At 71.9% G+C, this 17526-nt stretch carries 1 protein-coding gene (only partly in view); it reads right to left on the reverse strand.

What is annotated here, in order from left to right; genetic code table 11:
* Positions 1 to 17526, reverse strand: the 3' portion of a protein-coding gene (locus WMF28_RS20560; RefSeq protein WP_437603959.1) for a type I polyketide synthase. Its footprint extends 10167 nt past the window's final position; 17526 of the gene's 27693 nt are visible here — the last part of the coding sequence; its start codon lies beyond the right edge, outside the window; it ends in the stop codon at positions 1 to 3.

A 17526-nucleotide genomic window follows, 5' to 3' on the forward strand; every position in this document is an offset into this window, starting at 1 on the left:
CTATTCATGGAGATCCTCTGAGTTCGAAATCATTTGCAGGGCTTGCAAGGCCAGCTGCTCGTCGGCGAGATCTTCGAAATCGGAAATGGGAACCGGCACCTCGACTGAACTTTCGGACGGCCCATGCAGCTCCAAGAGCTTGGGGAGGAAGCCTGAACGACGCACGAGACTGACGGAGAGGCTGAGCATGAACGCGCGAATTTCCTCGTCGGACATGGAGTCCGCTGTACGCAGCAAATGCCGGCGCTCACCGTTTCCGAACTTTGACAGGAGGAACTTCGCGATGTGGGTGGCAGATGGGTGATCGAAGAGCAAAGTGGCCGGCAAGTTGCTTCCAACCAGCAAGGCGAGCCGGTTACGGATTTCGACGGCCATGAGCGAATCCATTCCGAGCTCCCTCAAGGGCTGGGCCGTAGGAATCGCGTCGCCGCGCTGAAGCCCGAGCACCGCAGCGACCTCGGCCCGCACCAGCTCGACGAGCGCGTTCAGCCGCTCCGCCTCCGGCAGCGCCGAGAGGCGCTCGCGGAGCGTCGACGCCTCCTTCCTCGCGGCAGAGGACGCCTTGCGCAGCCCGGGGCGCACCAGCGCGCGAAGCAGCGCGGGCAGCTCGCCGCTGGCCTCCAGCCCACGCTGCAGCTGCGCGAGATCCAGGTGCACAGGGACCAGGCTCGCTTCAGGGCGTGAGAGCGCGGCGTCCAGCAGAGCGAGGCCCTCGTCGACCGACATCGGCACGAGCCCTGCGCGCCTGATGCGCGACAGCTCGGCCTCGCCCAGGTGCGCTGTCATCCCCACGCCCGCTTGCGCCCACAACCCCCACGCCAGGCTCGTCGCCGCGAGCCCGCGGCCGCGACGGTGCGCCGCGAGCGCGTCGAGGAACGTGTTCGCCGCCGCGTAGTTGCTCTGGCCCGCCGTGCCAAACGTACCGGCCACCGACGAGAACAGCACGAACGCCGCGAGATCGAGCTCCCGCGTCAGCTCGTGCAGGTGCAGCGCCCCGTCCACCTTCGGCGCCAGCACCCGCGAGAGGCGCTCGGCCGTCTGGGCGGCGAGGACGCCGTCGTCGAGCACGCCGGCCAGGTGCAGCACCGCGTTCAGCGGCCGCGCCGCGTCGATGCCGGCCAGCACGCGCGCGACCTCCCCCCGCTTCGACACGTCGCACGCAGCCACCGTCACCGTCTCGGCGCCGAGCTCCTCGAGCGACCGCACAAGCTCGCGTGCCCCGGGCGCCTCCAGCCCGCGGCGCGACGTCAGCACAAGGTGCCGCACCCCGTGCGCGCGCACCAGGTGCGCCGCGACCGCCTGACCCAGCTCCCCTGTCCCGCCGGTCACCAGCACCGTGCTCGCGGGGTCCAGCCCGCGGGCTCCTCGGGTGAGCTCTTCCGTTGCAGCCTGTGCGCGCACAAGGCGCGCGGCCAGCGCCGCGCCGCCGCGCAGCGAAAGCTCCGGCTCCGCCGTCGTCGCCAGCGCCCGCGCCAGCAGCCCAGCGTCCACGCGCTCGGCCCCGACATCGATCAGGCGCAGCCGGCGCTCGGGGTGCTCGCTTCGCGCCGCGCGAACGAGCCCCCACAGCGGCGCGCGCGCCAGGTCCTCGACGGCGTCGTCCGGCGCCGCGCCCACCGCGTCCCGCGTCACCCAGACCAGCTCGACCCCCTCGAGCCGCGGCTCCGACAGCCACGCTTGCAGCAGCGACAGCGCCTGCCGCGTCGCCTCGTGCGACGACCCCGCCACGTCCAACAGGCTCGGGCTCGGGGCGGTGACGTCGACCACCACCCGCGCAGGCGCGCTCGCGCTCTCTTCGAGGCGTGCGAGCAGTTCATCGAGGCCTGCGAGCGCCTCCGCCCCCAGGGCTTCGGCCAGTCGCGCTCCTCCCTCCGGTGCACCGAGGACCACCAGCGAGCCCGTCCCCAAGGGAGGTGCCGCGAGGTCCACAGGCTGGAAGCTCACCTGATACATAGGTTGGCCACCAGCGTGAACGGCTGTCCGCAGCTGCTCGGCCGTCGCCCGGCGCAGACGTAGAGCGCCGATGCTCGCCACGGCCTGCCCCGTGGAGTCAGCGACGTACAGCGAAGCCGCTGGCTGCTGTGCGCTTTGTTCCTGCATCTCCACCCGGATCCGAAGCTCGCTCGCCCCCGTCGCGTGCAGCACCACGTCCGACCAGGCGAACGGCAACAACACGCCGTCTGGCCCTGACGTCTGAGAGAAAACTGCGACCATCGTATGCAGCGCGGCATCCATCAGCGCCGGGTGCACCCCATACGCCTCGGCGCTGGCCCTCGCGCTCTCGGGCAACACCACCCGGCCGTAAAGCCTCGTGCCTTGACGCCATAGCTCCACGAGGCCCTGGAAGGCCGGACCATAGTCGAGCCCATGCTCACGCAGCCGCTCGTAAAACCCGGACAGGTCCACCTCCTCCGCGCCCGGCACAGGCCACGTCGACAGCTCGTCGAGCTCGCCAGGAGCGCCGGGCGTCTCGTCCGTCAACGCCCCCGTGGCGTGCTGCACCCACGGGGCGTCCTCCGGGGCCTGCTCGGACTGGCTGTACAGCCCGACCTCGCGCCGGCCCGCCGCGTCCGGCGCTCCGACCGAAAGCTGCAGCCGCGCCGCGCCCTCCTCGGCCAGCACCAGCGGCTCGGCCAGAACCAGCTCCGACAGCGCTCGGCTGCCCACCGCGCGCCCCACCGCCAGCGCCAGCTCCAGCATGCCCGTGCCCGGAAACACCACCTTGCCAAACACCTTATGATCCCGGAGCCACGCATGCTCCGCCAGCGACAGCCGCCCTGTGAACAGGTGCCCCTCGCCGTCGGCCAGCTTCATCGCGGCGCCGAGCAGCGGATGGCCGGCCGCCTTCAGGCCCGCCGAGCTCACGTCACCGCGCCCCCTCGGCGCCTCCAGCCAGTAGCGCTGCCGCTGAAACGCGTACGTCGGCAGCTCCACGGACCGACCGCCACGGCCCGACAGCACCCGCTTCCAGTCCACCTCGTGCCCTTGCACGTGCAGTTGCCCCAGCGCCGTCGCCAGCGCGCGCTCTTCCTCCTGCTCTCGCCGCAGGCTCGCCACAAACGTCGCCTCCGCTCCCTCCGGCAGGCACCCCGCCCCCAGCGCGCACAGCACGCCATCCGGACCGCACTCGACGTACGTGCTCACCCCCGCCGCCGCCAGCGTCCGCATCCCGTCGAAGAACCTCACCGCCTCGCGCGCCTGCCTCACCCAGTACTCGGGTGACCTCAGCTCCTGCGCGCTCCACAGCTCGCCCGTCACGCTGCTCACCACGGGCAACTGCGGCCTCCCATACTCGCACTCGCGCGCCACCCTCCCGTACTCTTCCAGCATCCCGTCCATGTGCGGGCTGTGGAACGCGTGCGACACGCGCAGACGCCGCGCGCGCCGGCCCTGCGCCTCGAACCGACTCCCCACCTCCAGCACCGCCGCTTCGTCCCCGCTCAGCACCGTCTGGCTCGGACCGTTGAGCCCCGCGATCCCGAGTACGCCCTCCAGCCCCATCGCCGACAGCGCCCCCTGCACCTCCGGCTCCGACGCTTCCACCGACATCATCGCTCCGTCCGCCTGGCACCTCTGCATCAGCCGGCCTCGCGCGCACACGAGCCTCGCCGCGTCCACGAGGCTCAGCACACCCGACACGTGCCCCGCGCTCAGCTCTCCTATCGAGTGCCCCAGCAGCGCCGCGGGCCTCACTCCCCACGCCTCCCACTGCCGGTACAGCGCCACCTCCAGCGCGAACAGCCCGGGCTGCGTGTACTCCGTCCGCTCCAGCAGCGCTCCCTGCTCGCTGCCCGCTTCCGCGAACACCACCTCTCTCAACCCACGGTCGAGCTGCGCGTCCAGCGCCTCGCACACCTCGTCGAACGCCGCGCGGAACACAGGGTATGATTCGTAAAGACTCTTCCCCATCCCCGCCCGCTGGCTACCCTGCCCCGTGAACAGCACCGCCAGCTTCCCGCCGCGCCCTCCCGTCCCGCGCACCACCCCGGCAGAAGCTCGACCCTCCGACAGCGCCCTCAGCCCTTCCACCGCCTCCGATACGCTCCCCGCCTGCACCGACGCGCGCGAGGCAAAGTGCGTCCGGTGCAGCGCCGCCGTCCTCACCACGTCCGACCAACGCACCTCCCCGTGCTCGCCCAGCCACGTCGCCCAGCGCTCCGCCTGCGCCGCCACCGAGGCCTCGTCTCGCCCCGACAGCACCAGCGGCATCGCAACACCCTCTGCCGCCTCCGCCGCCGCCGGCTCGCGCACCGCCTCCAACGGCGCCTCTTCGAGGATGACATGTGCGTTCGTCCCGCTGATGCCGAACGACGACACGCCCGCAAAGCGGGGGAGGCCGTCTGCGCGTCGAGGCCAGCCGGTCAGGCGGTCGACCACCTGCACCGGCAGACTCTCCCAGGAGATCTGGGGGTTGCGCGGCGTGCTGTGCAACGTCGCCGGCAGGGCCTCATGCCGAAACGCCGCCAGGATCTTGCACACTCCGGCGATGCCGGCGGCCGACTCCAGGTGACCGATGTTGCTCTTGACTGCTCCAAGCCACAGCGGGCGAGTCGCCTCCCTGCCTTGCCCGTACACCGCGCCGAGCGCTTGCACCTCGATCGGATCGCCCAGCGCCGTGCCCGTGCCGTGGCACTCGACCACATCGATGCTCGACGCCTCCAGCCCCGCGTTCCGGAGCGCAGCGCGCATCACCTTCTGCTGGGCCGTGCCGTTCGGCGCCGTGATCCCGCTGCTCGCGCCGTCCTGATTGACCGCCGTGCCCCGCACCACGCCCAGCACCCGCATCCCCTGCGCCTGTGCGTCCGAAAGCCGCATCAGCACCACCACCCCGACACCCTCGCCACGGCCGTAGCCATCAGCCGCCTGCGAGAACGTCTTGCACCGTCCGTCGGGCGAGACCGCACGCGTGCGCGACAGCAACACAAACCCCGCCGGGTTCGCGAGCACCTGCACGCCGGCCGCCAGCGCCACCTCGCAATCGCCGCGCCTCAACGCGTCGCACGCCAGGTGCAGCGCCACCAGCGACGAGCTGCACGCCGTATCGACCGACACCGCCGGGCCTTGCAGCCCGAGATGATATGCCACACGCCCCGCTGAGAAGCTCAGCGCGGTCCCCGTCAGCGCATACGCATCTTCGTTCGCGCTCTTGCCGCGATGGCTCGCATACTCGCTCGGCGCCACGCCCACGAACACCGCCGTGTCCGAGCCCTTCAGCTGGTCTGGACGCACTCCCGCGTCCTCCAGCGCGCTCCACGCAGTCTCCAGCAGCAGCCGGTGCTGCGGATCCATCGGCTCCGCCTCGCGCGGGCTTATCCCGAAGAACCCCGCATCAAACGATGCCACGTCGTCCAGCAGCGAGGCATGCCTCACATACGTCTTGCCCTTGGCCTCGGGGTCAGGATCGTACATCGCCTCCACATCGAAACGGTCGGTCGGGATCGGCCTTAGCGTATCCCGCCCCTCCACGAGCACCTGCCAGAGGCTCTCCAGGTCGTTCGCACCGCCCGGCATGCGCAGCCCCACTCCCACGATCGCTATCGGCGCGCTCCGCTCCGGTCCACGGCTCACGCCGCGCTCGTCCGCCGCCGATCGCTCCGGCGGCATCAGCTGCTCCAGCAGCCAGCGCGTTACCTCTCCTTGCGTCGGATAATCGAAGATCAACGTCCTTGTGACCGACACCCCCGTCCGCTGCTGCAGCCGCTTCGACAGCTCCACCGCCATCAGCGAGTCCAGCCCGAGGTCCAGAAAGCCTCGCTCCGGGTCCAGCCCGCTCGGGTCCTTCACGCCCAGCACCGCCGCCGTCTCGCTCGCCACGAGCTCGCGCAGCCGCTCGCTCCGCTCCACCCCCGGCAGGCCGAGCAGCATCTCCCGCAGCGCCTTGTCCCCCGCTCCGCCCGCGGCCTGCTGCGGTGTCCGGCCCTCCAGCGCCTGGCGCGCTTGCTCGATCCCGTACAGCAGCGGCCTCGGCCGCGCCGCGCAGAACAGCGGCGCGAAGCGCGACCAGTCCACGTCCGCGATCGCCACCGATGTGCGCCGCAGCCCAACCTCCAGCGCGCAAAGCGCCTTGTCCGGCGACATCGCCACCAGCCCGCGGCTCCGGAGCTGCGACTCGTCCTCGTCGCTCACCATCCCGCCTCCGGACCACGGACCCCAGTGCAGCACCGTCGCCGTCTGCCCCCGGGCACGCCGGTAGCGCGCGAGCGCGTCGAGCCCTGCGTTCGCCGCGCCGTACGCGGCCTGCGTCCCAGAGCCCCACAGCCCAGCGACGCTGCCATAAAGCACGAACGCATCCAGCTCGCGCTCTGCCAGCAGCGCCTGCAGGTGCCATGCTCCCTTCACCTTCGCCGCGAGCTCCTGCGCCAGCATCTCGGGCGCGAGCTCTCGCACCGGCACGCGGCGGCCTATCCCCGCCAGATGCGCCACCGCGCTCAGCGGCGCTTCATCCTGCTCAAGCTGCCTCACCAGCGCCTCGACCTGCGCTCGCTCCGACACATCGCACGCCGCAAGCGTCACGCGCACGCCCCGCCCCTCAAGCTCCTCCCGGAGCTCGCGCGCGCCCGCAGCCGCGGCGCCACGGCGTGACGCCAGCACCAGGTGCTCTGCTCCCCGCTCCGCCAACCAGCGAGCCAGATGGCTCCCGAGCCCTCCCACTCCACCCGTGATGAGCACCGTGCCACGCGGCTTCCACCCCGCTCCGCCGTCGTCGCCACTCACCCGCACGATGCGCCGCACAAGACGCCCACCGCGTCGCACCGCCACCTGGTCCTCGTTGTCCTGGGCCACGAGCGTCCTCAGCACCTGCTGCACCGCTTCCGCGTCCACCTCCGCCGGCAGGTCTACCAGTCCACCCCAGCGCTCGGGGTGCTCCAGCCCCACCACCCGCGCCAACCCCCACGTCAGCGCCTGCGCAGGGTCGGACACCCCTTCGCTTGCCTCCGTGCTCACCGCTCCCTGCGTCAACACCCAGAGCCGCGCATCGAGCCCAGCGTCGCCGAGCGCCTGCGCCAGCGCCAGCGTCTGGTACACTCCGGAAGGCCCTCGCCCTTCCTCCAGCGCACCTTGCTCCCCAGGCCCGCTCAGCGCCACGACGCCACGCAGCTCGCCCTCCAGCCCTCTCAACGTCGCCGCCAGCTGCGCTCGCTCTTCGGTCGCCGGCTCGATGATCACCTCTGCACCCGCAGCTCCGAGTGCATCGCTCACCGCCGCGGCCAGCCCTCCGGCACGCGGAGATGACACCAGCAGCCATCTGCCCCTCACGTCCGGCTTACCCCTGGCAGCGCTGGCTTCCCTTTGCCACGCCTCCTCGTACAACCAGCCAGACACCGCGGCTTCTGCGTCCTTTCTCCGGCGCCACGCCGCAAGGTACGGCAGCAGCGGCCCGACGCTCTCGCGCACGTCGTCAGGCAGCTCCAGCAGCTCGGCAACGCCTTCGCCTTCCTGCACCGCGTTCCACAACGCACGCTCCGGCCACGAGGCATTCACCTCTGCCGCCGTCGTCTTGGGCGCCTCCAGCCAGTAGCGCTGCCGCTGAAACGCGTACGTCGGCAGCTCCACGGGCCGGCCGCCACGGCCCGACAGCACCTGGGCCCAGTCCACCTCGTGCCCTTGCACGTGCAGTTGCCCCAGCGCCGTCGCCAGCGCGCGCTCTTCCTCCTGCTCTCGCCGCAGGCTCGCCACAAACGTCGCCTCCGCTCCCTCCGGCAGGCACCCCGCCCCCAGCGCGCACAGCACGCCATCCGGACCGCACTCGACGTACGTGCTCACCCCCGCCGCCGCCAGCGTCCGCATCCCGTCGAAGAACCTCACCGCCTCGCGCGCCTGCCTCACCCAGTACTCGGGTGACCTCAGCTCCTGCGCGCTCCACAGCTCGCCCGTCACGCTGCTCACCACGGGCAACTGCGGCCTCCCATACTCGCACTCGCGCGCCACCCTCCCGTACTCTTCCAGCATCCCGTCCATGTGCGGGCTGTGGAACGCGTGCGACACGCGCAGACGCCGCGTGCGCCGGCCCTGCGCCTCGAACCGACTCCCCACCTCCAGCACCGCCGCTTCGTCCCCGCTCAGCACCGTCTGGCTCGGACCGTTGAGCCCCGCGATCCCGAGTACGCCCTCCAGCCCCATCGCCGACAGCGCCCCCTGCACCTCCGGCTCCGACGCTTCCACCGACATCATCGCTCCGTCCGCCTGGCACCTCTGCATCAGCCGGCCTCGCGCGCACACGAGCCTCGCCGCGTCCACGAGGCTCAGCACACCCGACACGTGCCCCGCGCTCAGCTCTCCTATCGAGTGCCCCAGCAGCGCCGCGGGCCTCACTCCCCACGCCTCCCACTGCCGGTACAGCGCCACCTCCAGCGCGAACAGCCCGGGCTGCGTGTACTCCGTCCGCTCCAGCAGCGCTCCCTGCTCGCTGCCCGCTTCCGCGAACACCACCTCTCTCAACCCACGGTCGAGCTGCGCGTCCAGCGTCTCGCACACCTCGTCGAACGCCGCGCGGAACACAGGGTATGATTCGTAAAGACTCTTCCCCATCCCCGCCCGCTGGCTACCCTGCCCCGTGAACAGCACCGCCAGCTTCCCGCCGCGCCCTCCCGTCCCGCGCACCACCCCGGCAGAAGCTCGACCCTCCGACAGCGCCCTCAGCCCTTCCACCGCCTCCGATACGCTCCCCGCCTGCACCGACGCGCGCGAGGCAAAGTGCGTCCGGTGCAGCGCCGCCGTCCTCACCACGTCCGACCAACGCACCTCCCCGTGCTCGCCCAGCCACGTCGCCCAGCGCTCCGCCTGCGCCGCCACCGAGGCCTCGTCTCGCCCCGACAGCACCAGCGGCATCGCAACACCCTCTGCCGCCTCCGCCGCCGCCGGCTCGCGCACCGCCTCCAACGGCGCCTCTTCGAGGATGACATGTGCGTTCGTCCCGCTGATGCCGAACGACGACACGCCCGCGCGGCGCGCCCGGCCGTTGCGCGGCCACCGACGCGCCTCTTGCAGCAATGACAGCCCGCTCCCCTCCCACGCAACGTGCGGGCTCGGCTGCTCCGCGTGCAACGTCCTCGGCAGCACCTCGTGCTGCATCGACAGCACCATCTTGAGCACACCGGCCACGCCCGCCGCAGCCTGCGCGTGACCGAGATTCGACTTCGACGAGCCCAGGTACAGCGGTCGCTCGGCCTTGCGCCCAGGCCCGAACACCTCCGCAAGCGCTCCGGCCTCGATCGGATCTCCGAGGCTCGTGCCCGTCCCATGCGCCTCCACCGCGTCGATGTCCTCCGGCGACAGCCCGCACGACGACAGCGCCTGTTCAATCACCCGCTGTTGCGCGGGGCCGTTCGGCGCCGTCAGACCCTGGCTGCGACCGTCCTGGTTCACCGCTGACCCACGGACCACCGCCAGCACACGGTCCCCGTCGCGCCGCGCGTCCGAGAGCCGCTTCAGCACCAGGATCCCGCACCCCTCCGACCAGCCCGCGCCGTCCGCCTGCCCGGAGAAGCTCTTGCAACGGCCGTCGCGGGCCATCCCCTTGAGCCGGCTGAACTCCACGAACAACGCGGGGGTGCTCATCACCGTCACCCCGCCGGCCAGCGCCAGGTCGCATTCGCCCTGACGCAGCGCCGTGCACGCCAGGTGCAGCGACACAAGCGACGACGAGCACGCCGTGTCCACCGTGATCGCTGGGCCCTGAAGCCCGAGCACGTACGCCACGCGGCCTGAAAGCACGCTCGCCGCGCTCCCGGTGCCCCGGTACCCGTCCAGCGCCTCCAGCCCGCCCCCCTGGTAAGCGCCATAGTCCGAACCCGCGGCCCCCAGATACACCCCGGTGGCGCTCCCGGTCAGCGCCGACGGGCGCCCGCCGGCCCGCTCCAAGGCCTCCCACGCCGTCTCCAGCACAAGCCGCTGCTGGGGATCCATCGACTGCGCCTCGCGCGGCGATATCCCGAAGAAGTCCGCGTCGAACAGGTCGATGTCCCGCAGGAACCCACCCTCGCGCGCGTAGCTCTTGCCCGCGGCCTCCGGATCGGGGTCGTAGACCGAAAGCCCGTCCCAGCGCGCTGGGAGGCCCTCGATCGCGTCTTTCCCCTCGGCCAAGAGGCGCCAGTAGTCTTCCGGCGTCTCGACGCCCCCCGGCAGCCGGCACGCCATCGACACGATCGCCACCGCTTCGTCTTTCCCCGCACGACGACGCGCCCCCCTGCGGGCTTCCGTCACCTGCAGGCCCGAAAAGGCCTGCTTCAGGAGCAACTCCGCGATGGCCCGCGGCGTCGGGTAGTCGAAGACCAGCGTCGCCGGCAAGGACGTCTCCGTCCGGGCGGCGAGGCGGTTGCGCAGCTCCACCGCCATCAACGAGTCGAGCCCGAGGCCCTTCAGCACCTGCTCTGCCCCCACAGCCTCGCTGCGCTGGAGCCCGAGCACCGCGGCGACCTCGCCCCGCACCAGCTCGACGAGCGCATTCAGCCGCTCCGCCTCCGGCAGCGCCGAGAGGCGCTCGCGGAGCGCCGAGGCGTCTCGCCTCGTTGCCGAGGACGCCTTGCGCAGGCTGGGGCGCAACAGCGCCCGAAACAGCGCCGGCAGCTCGCCGTTGGCCTCCAGCCCACGCTGCAGCTGCGCGAGATCCAGGTGCACAGGGACCAGGCTCGCTTCAGGGCGCAAAAGCGCGGCGTCCAGCAGCGAAAGCCCCTCTTCCACTGACATCGACACGACCCCGTAGCGACTGAACCGTGCCAGCTCCGCGGCTCCCAGCTGTGCCGCCATGCCACCACCGGCCGGTGTCCAGACACCCCAGGCGAGGCTCGTCGCCGCGAGCCCGCGGCCGCGGCGGTGCGCCGCGAGCGCGTCGAGGAACGTGTTCGCCGCCGCGTAATTGCCCTGGCCCGCCGTGCCCAACGTACCGGCCGCCGACGAGAACAGCACGAACGCCGCGAGATCGAGCTCCCGCGTCAGCTCGTGCAGGTGCAACGCCCCGTCCACCTTCGGCGCCAGCACCCGCGAGAGGCGCTCGGCCGTCTGCGTCTGAATCACGCCATCATGGACCACGCCGGCCAGGTGCAGCACCGCGCTCAGCGGGCGCGCCGCGTCGATGCCGGCCAGCACGCGCGCGACCTCCTCCCGCTTCGACACATCGCACGCCACCATCGACACGGTCTCGGCGCCGAGCTCCTCGAGCGACCGCACGAGCTCGCGTGCCCCGGGCGCCTCCAGCCCGCGGCGCGACGTCAGCACAAGGTGCCGCACCCCGTGCGCGCGCACCAGGTGGAGTGTCACCGCCTGCCCCAGGCCGCCCATGGCTCCGGTCACCAGCACGGTACCCGCGGGGTCCAGCCCGCGGGCTCGGGTGAGCTCTTCCGTTGCCGCCTGTGCGCGCACCAGGCGCGCGGCCAGCGCCGCGCCGCCGCGCAGCGAGAGCTCCGGCTCCGCCACCGTCGCCAGCGCCCGCGCCAGCAGCCCAGCGTCCACGGGCTCGGTCCCGACGTCGATCAAGCGCAGCTGGCGCTCGGGGTGCTCGCTGCGCGCCGTGCGAACGAGCCCCCACAGCGGCGCGTGCGCCAGGTCCTCGACAGCATCGTCCGGAGCCGCGCTGACCGCGTCCCGGGTCACCCACACCAGCTCGACAGCGTCGAGCCGCGGCTCCGACAACCACGCTTGCAACAGCGAAAGCGCCTGTCGCGTCGCCTCGTGCGACGACCCCGCCACGTCCGAGCGCGGTGAGCTGGCAGCGTTCGTGTCGATCACCACCCGCACAGGCGTTGGCGCGCCCCGCTCGATCCAGGCGCGCAATGCATCGAGATCGGCAATCGCCTCCGCCCCCAGGGCTTCGGCCAGCTGCCCTCGTCCCTCCGCTGCACCGAGGACCACCAGCGAGCCCGTCTCCAGGGGGACTTGCGCGAGGCTCACGGGCTGGAAACTCACCCGGTACAGGTGCTGCTCATCGGTGCGGGTGACCGCCCTCAATTGCTCGGCCGTCACACGGCGCAAACGTAAAGCACCGACGTTCGCCACCGGCTGGCCCGCGGCATCTGCAGCGCACAGAGATGCCGTTGCCTGAGTGGAGCCGTCTGCCTCTTTGAGCTCCAGGCGCACCCGAAGCTCGCTCGGCCCCGTGGCATGCGTCGCGACGTCTGCCCAGGAGAAGGGCATCAACAACGCGTCCGCCTCCCAATGCCCCTCGCCGGCTGCGCCAAGCACCTGCAGTGCTGCATCCATCAGGACGGGATGCAGGCCATACGCCTCCGCGCTGTCCCTCGTGCTCTCGGGCAACACCACCCGGCCGTAAAGCCTCGTGCCTTCGCGCCACAGCTCCACGAGCCCCTGGAACGCCGGGCCGTAGTGGAGCCCGCGCTCACGCAGCCGCTCGTAAAACCCGGACAGGTCCACCGCCTCCGCGCCCGGCACAGGCCACGTCGACAGCTCGTCGAGCTCGTCAGGAACGCCGGGGGTCTCGTCCGTCAACACCCCCGTGGCGTGCTGCACCCACGGGGCGTCCTCCGGGGCCTGCTCGGGCTGGCTGTACAGCCCGACCTCGCGCCGGCCCGCCGCGTCCGGCATTCCGATCATCACCTGCAGCCGCGCCGCGCCCTCCTCGGCCAGCACCAGCGGCTCGGCGAGCGTGAGCTCCGACAGCGACCGGCTGCCCACCGCGCGCCCCACCGCCAGCGCCAGCTCCAGCATGCCCGTGCCCGGAAACACCACCTTGCCAAACACCTTATGATCCCGGAGCCACGCATGCTCCGCCAGCGACAGCCGCCCTGTGAACAGGTGCCCCTCGCCGTCGGCCAGCTTCATCGCGGCGCCGAGCAGCGGATGGCCGGCCGCCTTCAGGCCCGCCGAGCTCACGTCACCGCGCCCCCTCGGCGCCTCCAGCCAGTAGCGCTGCCGCTGAAACGCGTACGTCGGCAGCTCCACGGGCCGGCCGCCACGGCCCGACAGCACCCGCGACCAGTCCACCTCGTGCCCCTGCACGTGCAGTTGCCCCAGCGTCCTGTACAGCTGCGACACCCCACCTTCGTCGCGCTGCAGGCTCCCCACCACCACCCCTTGCGCCTCCGCGCACCCCGTCGTCAGCGGCATCGCCAGCACCGGGTGCGCGCTCACCTCCACGAACACCCCGTGGCCGTCCTCCAGCAGCTTCGCCAGCGCTCGGTCCAGCCGCACCGTCTGCCGAAGGTTGCGGCACCAGTACTCGCCGTCCAGCCCCTCGCCGCGCGACACCTCTCCTGTCACCGTCGAGTAAAACGGGATCTCCGTCGCCTTCGGCCTGAGCGACGACAGCTTCGCCCCCAGCTCGGGCAGCAGCGCATCCATGTGCGCGCTGTGCGACGCGTAGTCGACATTGACCTTCCGGCAGAACACACCTTCTGCCGTCAGCTCCGCCATCAGCCCGTCCACCGCCTCCACGTCCCCCGACATCACCGTCGAGCTCGACGTGTTCACCGCCGCTATCGCCAGCGCGTCGCCGTACCGCTCGATGCGCTGCTGCACCTCCGACACCGGCCGCTCGACCAGCATCATCGCCCCTGACCCCGACCGCTGACGCACCGCCTGGCTGCGCAGCGCCACGACCCGCGCTCCCTCCGCCAGCGACAGCGCTCCGCATACCACCGCCGCCGACACCTCGCCCTGGCTGTGGCCCACCACCGCCGCAGGCTCGACCCCCAGCGAACGCCACGCCGCGGCCAGGCCCACGCACATCGCGAACAGCGCTGGCTGCACCACGTCCACCCGCTCCAGCGACGGCTGCTCCTCCCCGCCTTCTCCGCGCAGCACCGACAGCACCGACCAGCCCGTCCACGGTCGCAGCGCCTCATCGCACGCCTGCACCGCCTCCGCGAACGCCGCGCTCTGCTCCAGCAGCGCCCGGCCCATCCCCGGCCACTGGCTCCCCTGGCCGGGGAACACGAACACCACCTTGCCTCGCGCGCGCGCCGTGCCCACCGACGCCGCCCGGTGGCCGCGCCCCTGCGACAGCGCTCTCAGCCCCTCCACCGCCTCCGATACGCTCGCCGCCTGCACCGACGCGCGCGAGGCGAAGTGCGTCCGGTGCAGCGCCGCCGTCCTCACCACGTCCGACCAACGCACCTCCCCGCGCTCGCCGAGCCATGTCGCCCAGCGCTGCGCCTGCGCCGCCACCGAGGCCTCGTCTCGCCCCGACAGCACCAGCGGCATCGCAACACCCTCTGCCGCCGCCGCCGCCGCCGGCTCGCGCACCGCCTCCAACGGCGCCTCTTCGAGGATGACATGCGCGTTCGTCCCGCTGATGCCGAACGACGACACGCCCGCGCGGCGCGCCCGGCCGTTGCGCGGCCACCGACGCGCCTCTTGCAGCAACGACAGCCCGCTCCCCTCCCACGCAATGTGCGGGCTCGGCTGCTCCGCGTGCAGCGTCCGCGGCAGCACCTCGTGCTGCATCGACAGCACCATCTTGATCACACCGACCACGCCCGCCGCAGGCCCCGTATGCCCCAGGTTCGATTTCGACGAGCCCAGGTACAGCGGCCGCTCGGCCTTGCGCCCAGGCCCGAACACCTCCGCAAGCGCTCCGGCCTCGATCGGATCTCCGAGGCTCGTGCCCGTCCCATGCGCCTCCACCACGTCGATGTCCCCGGGCGACAGCCGGCACGACGAGAGCGCCTGCTCGATCACCCGCTGCTGCGAGGGGCCGTTCGGCGCCGTCAGACCCTGGCTGCGACCATCCTGGTTCACCGCTGACCCACGGACCACCGCCAGCACACGGTCCCCGTCGCGCCGCGCGTCCGAGAGCCGCTTCAACACCAGAATCCCGCACCCATCCGACCAGATGACGCCGTCCGCTCGCGCAGAGAAGCTCTTGCAGCGACCGTCCCGTGCAAGGCCCTTGAGGCGGCTGAACTCCACGAATCCCGCAGGCGTGGTCATCACGATCACCCCGCCGGTCAAGGCCAGATCGCACTCGCCCTGACGCAGCGCCGTGCACGCCAGGTGCAGCGACACAAGCGACGACGAGCACGCCGTGTCCACCGTGATCGCTGGACCCTGCAGCCCGAGCACGTAGGCCACACGGCCTGAGAGCACGCTCGCCGCGCTCCCGGTGCTTTGATACCCGTCCAGCGCCTCCAGGTCGCCGCCGTGAAGAGCACCGTAGTCCGAGCCTATCGAGCCCAGGTACACCCCGGTGGCGCTCCCGCTCAGCGCCGACGGGCGCACGCCGGCCCGCTCCAAGGCCTCCCACGTCGTCTCCAGCACAAGCCGCTGCTGGGGATCCATCGACTGCGCCTCGCGCGACGATATCCCGAAGAAACCCGCATCGAACAGGTCGATGTCCGGCAGGAACCCCCCCTCGCGCACGTAGGTCTTGCCCACCGCCTCCGGATCGGGGTCGTAGACCGAAAGCGCATCCCAGCGCGCAGGGAAGCCCGCGATCACGTCCCTCTCTTCCGCCAGGAGACGCCAGTAGTCTTCCGGCGTCTCGACGCCCCCCGGCAGCCGGCACGCCATCGACACGATCGCGATCGCCTCGTCTTCCCGCCCCCGACGACGCGCCCGCGGACGGGATTCCACCAACAGCAGCTCCGAAAACGCGTGTCTAAGGAGCAGCTCTGCGATCGCCCGCGGTGTCGGGTAGTCGAAGACCAGCGTCGCCGGCAGGGAGATCTCGGCTCGGGCGCTGAGCCGGCGGCGCAGCTCCACCGCCATCAACGAGTCGAGCCCCAGATCCTTGAGCACCTGATCCGCTGCCACAGCCTCGCTGCGCGGAAGCCCTATCACGGCCGCAACCTCGCCCCGCACCAGCTCGACGAGCGCGTTCAGCCGCTCCGCCTCCGGCAGCGCCGAGAGGCGCTCGCGGAGCGCCGAGGCGTCTCGCCTCGTTGCCGAGGACGCCTTGCGCAAGCTGGGCCGCAGCAGCGCCCGAAACAGCGCCGGCAGCTCGCCGCTGGCCTCCAGCCCACGCTGCAGCTGCGCGAGATCCAGGTGCACAGGGACCAGGCTCGCTTCAGGGCGCAAAAGCGCGGCGTCCAGCAGCGAGAGCCCCTCTTCCACCGGCATCGGCACGAACCCGTTGCGCCTCATGCGCGACAGCTCGGCCTCGCCCAGGTGCGCTGTCATCCCCACGCCCGCCTGTGTCCAGAAGCCCCACGCGAGGCTCGTCGCCGCGAGCCCGCGGCCGCGGCGGTGCGCCGCGAGCGCGTCGAGGAACGTGTTCGCCGCCGCGTAGTTGCTCTGGCCCGCCGTGCCAAACGTACCGGCCACCGACGAGAACAGCACGAACGCCGCGAGATCGAGCTCCCGCGTCAGCTCGTGCAGGTGCAGCGCCCCGTCCACCTTCGGCGCCAGCACCCGCGAGAGGCGCTCGGCCGTCTGGGCGGCGAGGACGCCGTCGTCGAGCACGCCGGCCAGGTGCAGCACCGCGTTCAGCGGGCACGCCGCGTCGATGCCGGCCAGCACGCGCGCGACCTCCTCCCGCTTCGACACGTCGCACGCAGCCACCGTCACCGTCTCGGCGCCGAGCTCCTCGAGCGACCGCACAAGCTCGCGTGCCCCGGGCGCCTCCAGCCCGCGGCGCGACGTCAGCACAAGGTGCCGCACCCCGTGCGCGCGCACCAGGTGCGCCGCGACCGCCTGACCCAGCTCGCCTGTTCCGCCGGTCACCAGGACCGTGCCCGTCGGGTCCAGCCCGCGAACCGGCGTGAGCGTCTCCGCTGCCGCCTGCACGCGCACAAGGCGCGCGGCCAGCGCCGCGCCGCCACGCAGCGAAAGCTCCGGCTCCGCCGCCGTCGCCAGCGCCCGCGCCAGCAGCCCAGCGTCCACGCGCTCGGTCCCGACATCGATCAAGCGCAGCCGGCGCTCGGGGTGCTCGTTGCACGCCGTGCGAACAAGCCCCCACAGCGGCGCGTGCGCCAGGTCCTCGACAGCGTCGCTCGGCGCCGCGCTGACCGCGTCCCGCGTCATCCACACCAGCTCGGTCGCGTCGAACCGTGGCTCCGACAGCCACGCTTGCAGCAGCGACAGCGCCTGCCGCGTCGCCTCGTGCGACGACCCCGCCACGTCCAACGGGCTCGGGCTCGCGGCGGTGACGTCGACCACCACCCACGCAGGCGCGCTCGCGCCCTGCTCGAGGCGCGCAACCAATGCATCGAGATCGGCAATCGCCTCCGCCCCCAGGGCTTCGGCGAGCCTCCCGCGTCCCTCCGCTGCACCGAGGACCACCAGCGAGCCCGCCTCCAGGGGGGCCGCCGCGAGCTCCACAGGTTGGAAGCTCACCCGGTACATATGCTGGGTTCCAGAGTGAATCGCTGTCCACAGCTGCTCGGCCGTCGCCCGGCGCAGATGCAGAGCGCCGATCTCCGCCACCGGCTGCCCCGCGGAGTCTGCGACTTGCAGCGAAGCGGTGTCCTGGTGTGCGCCTCGGTCCTGGATCTCCACCCGGACCCGAAGCTCGCTCGCCCCCGTCGCGTGCAGCGCCACGTCCGACCAGGCAAACGGCACGAGCACCTCGTTCGCCCCTGGGCTCTCGGAGAGGGCCGCGACCATCGTGTGGAGCGCGGCGTCCATCAACGCCGG

The organism is Sorangium sp. So ce590 (assembly GCF_051521365.1).
Lineage (GTDB): Bacteria > Myxococcota_A > Polyangia > Polyangiales > Polyangiaceae > Sorangium.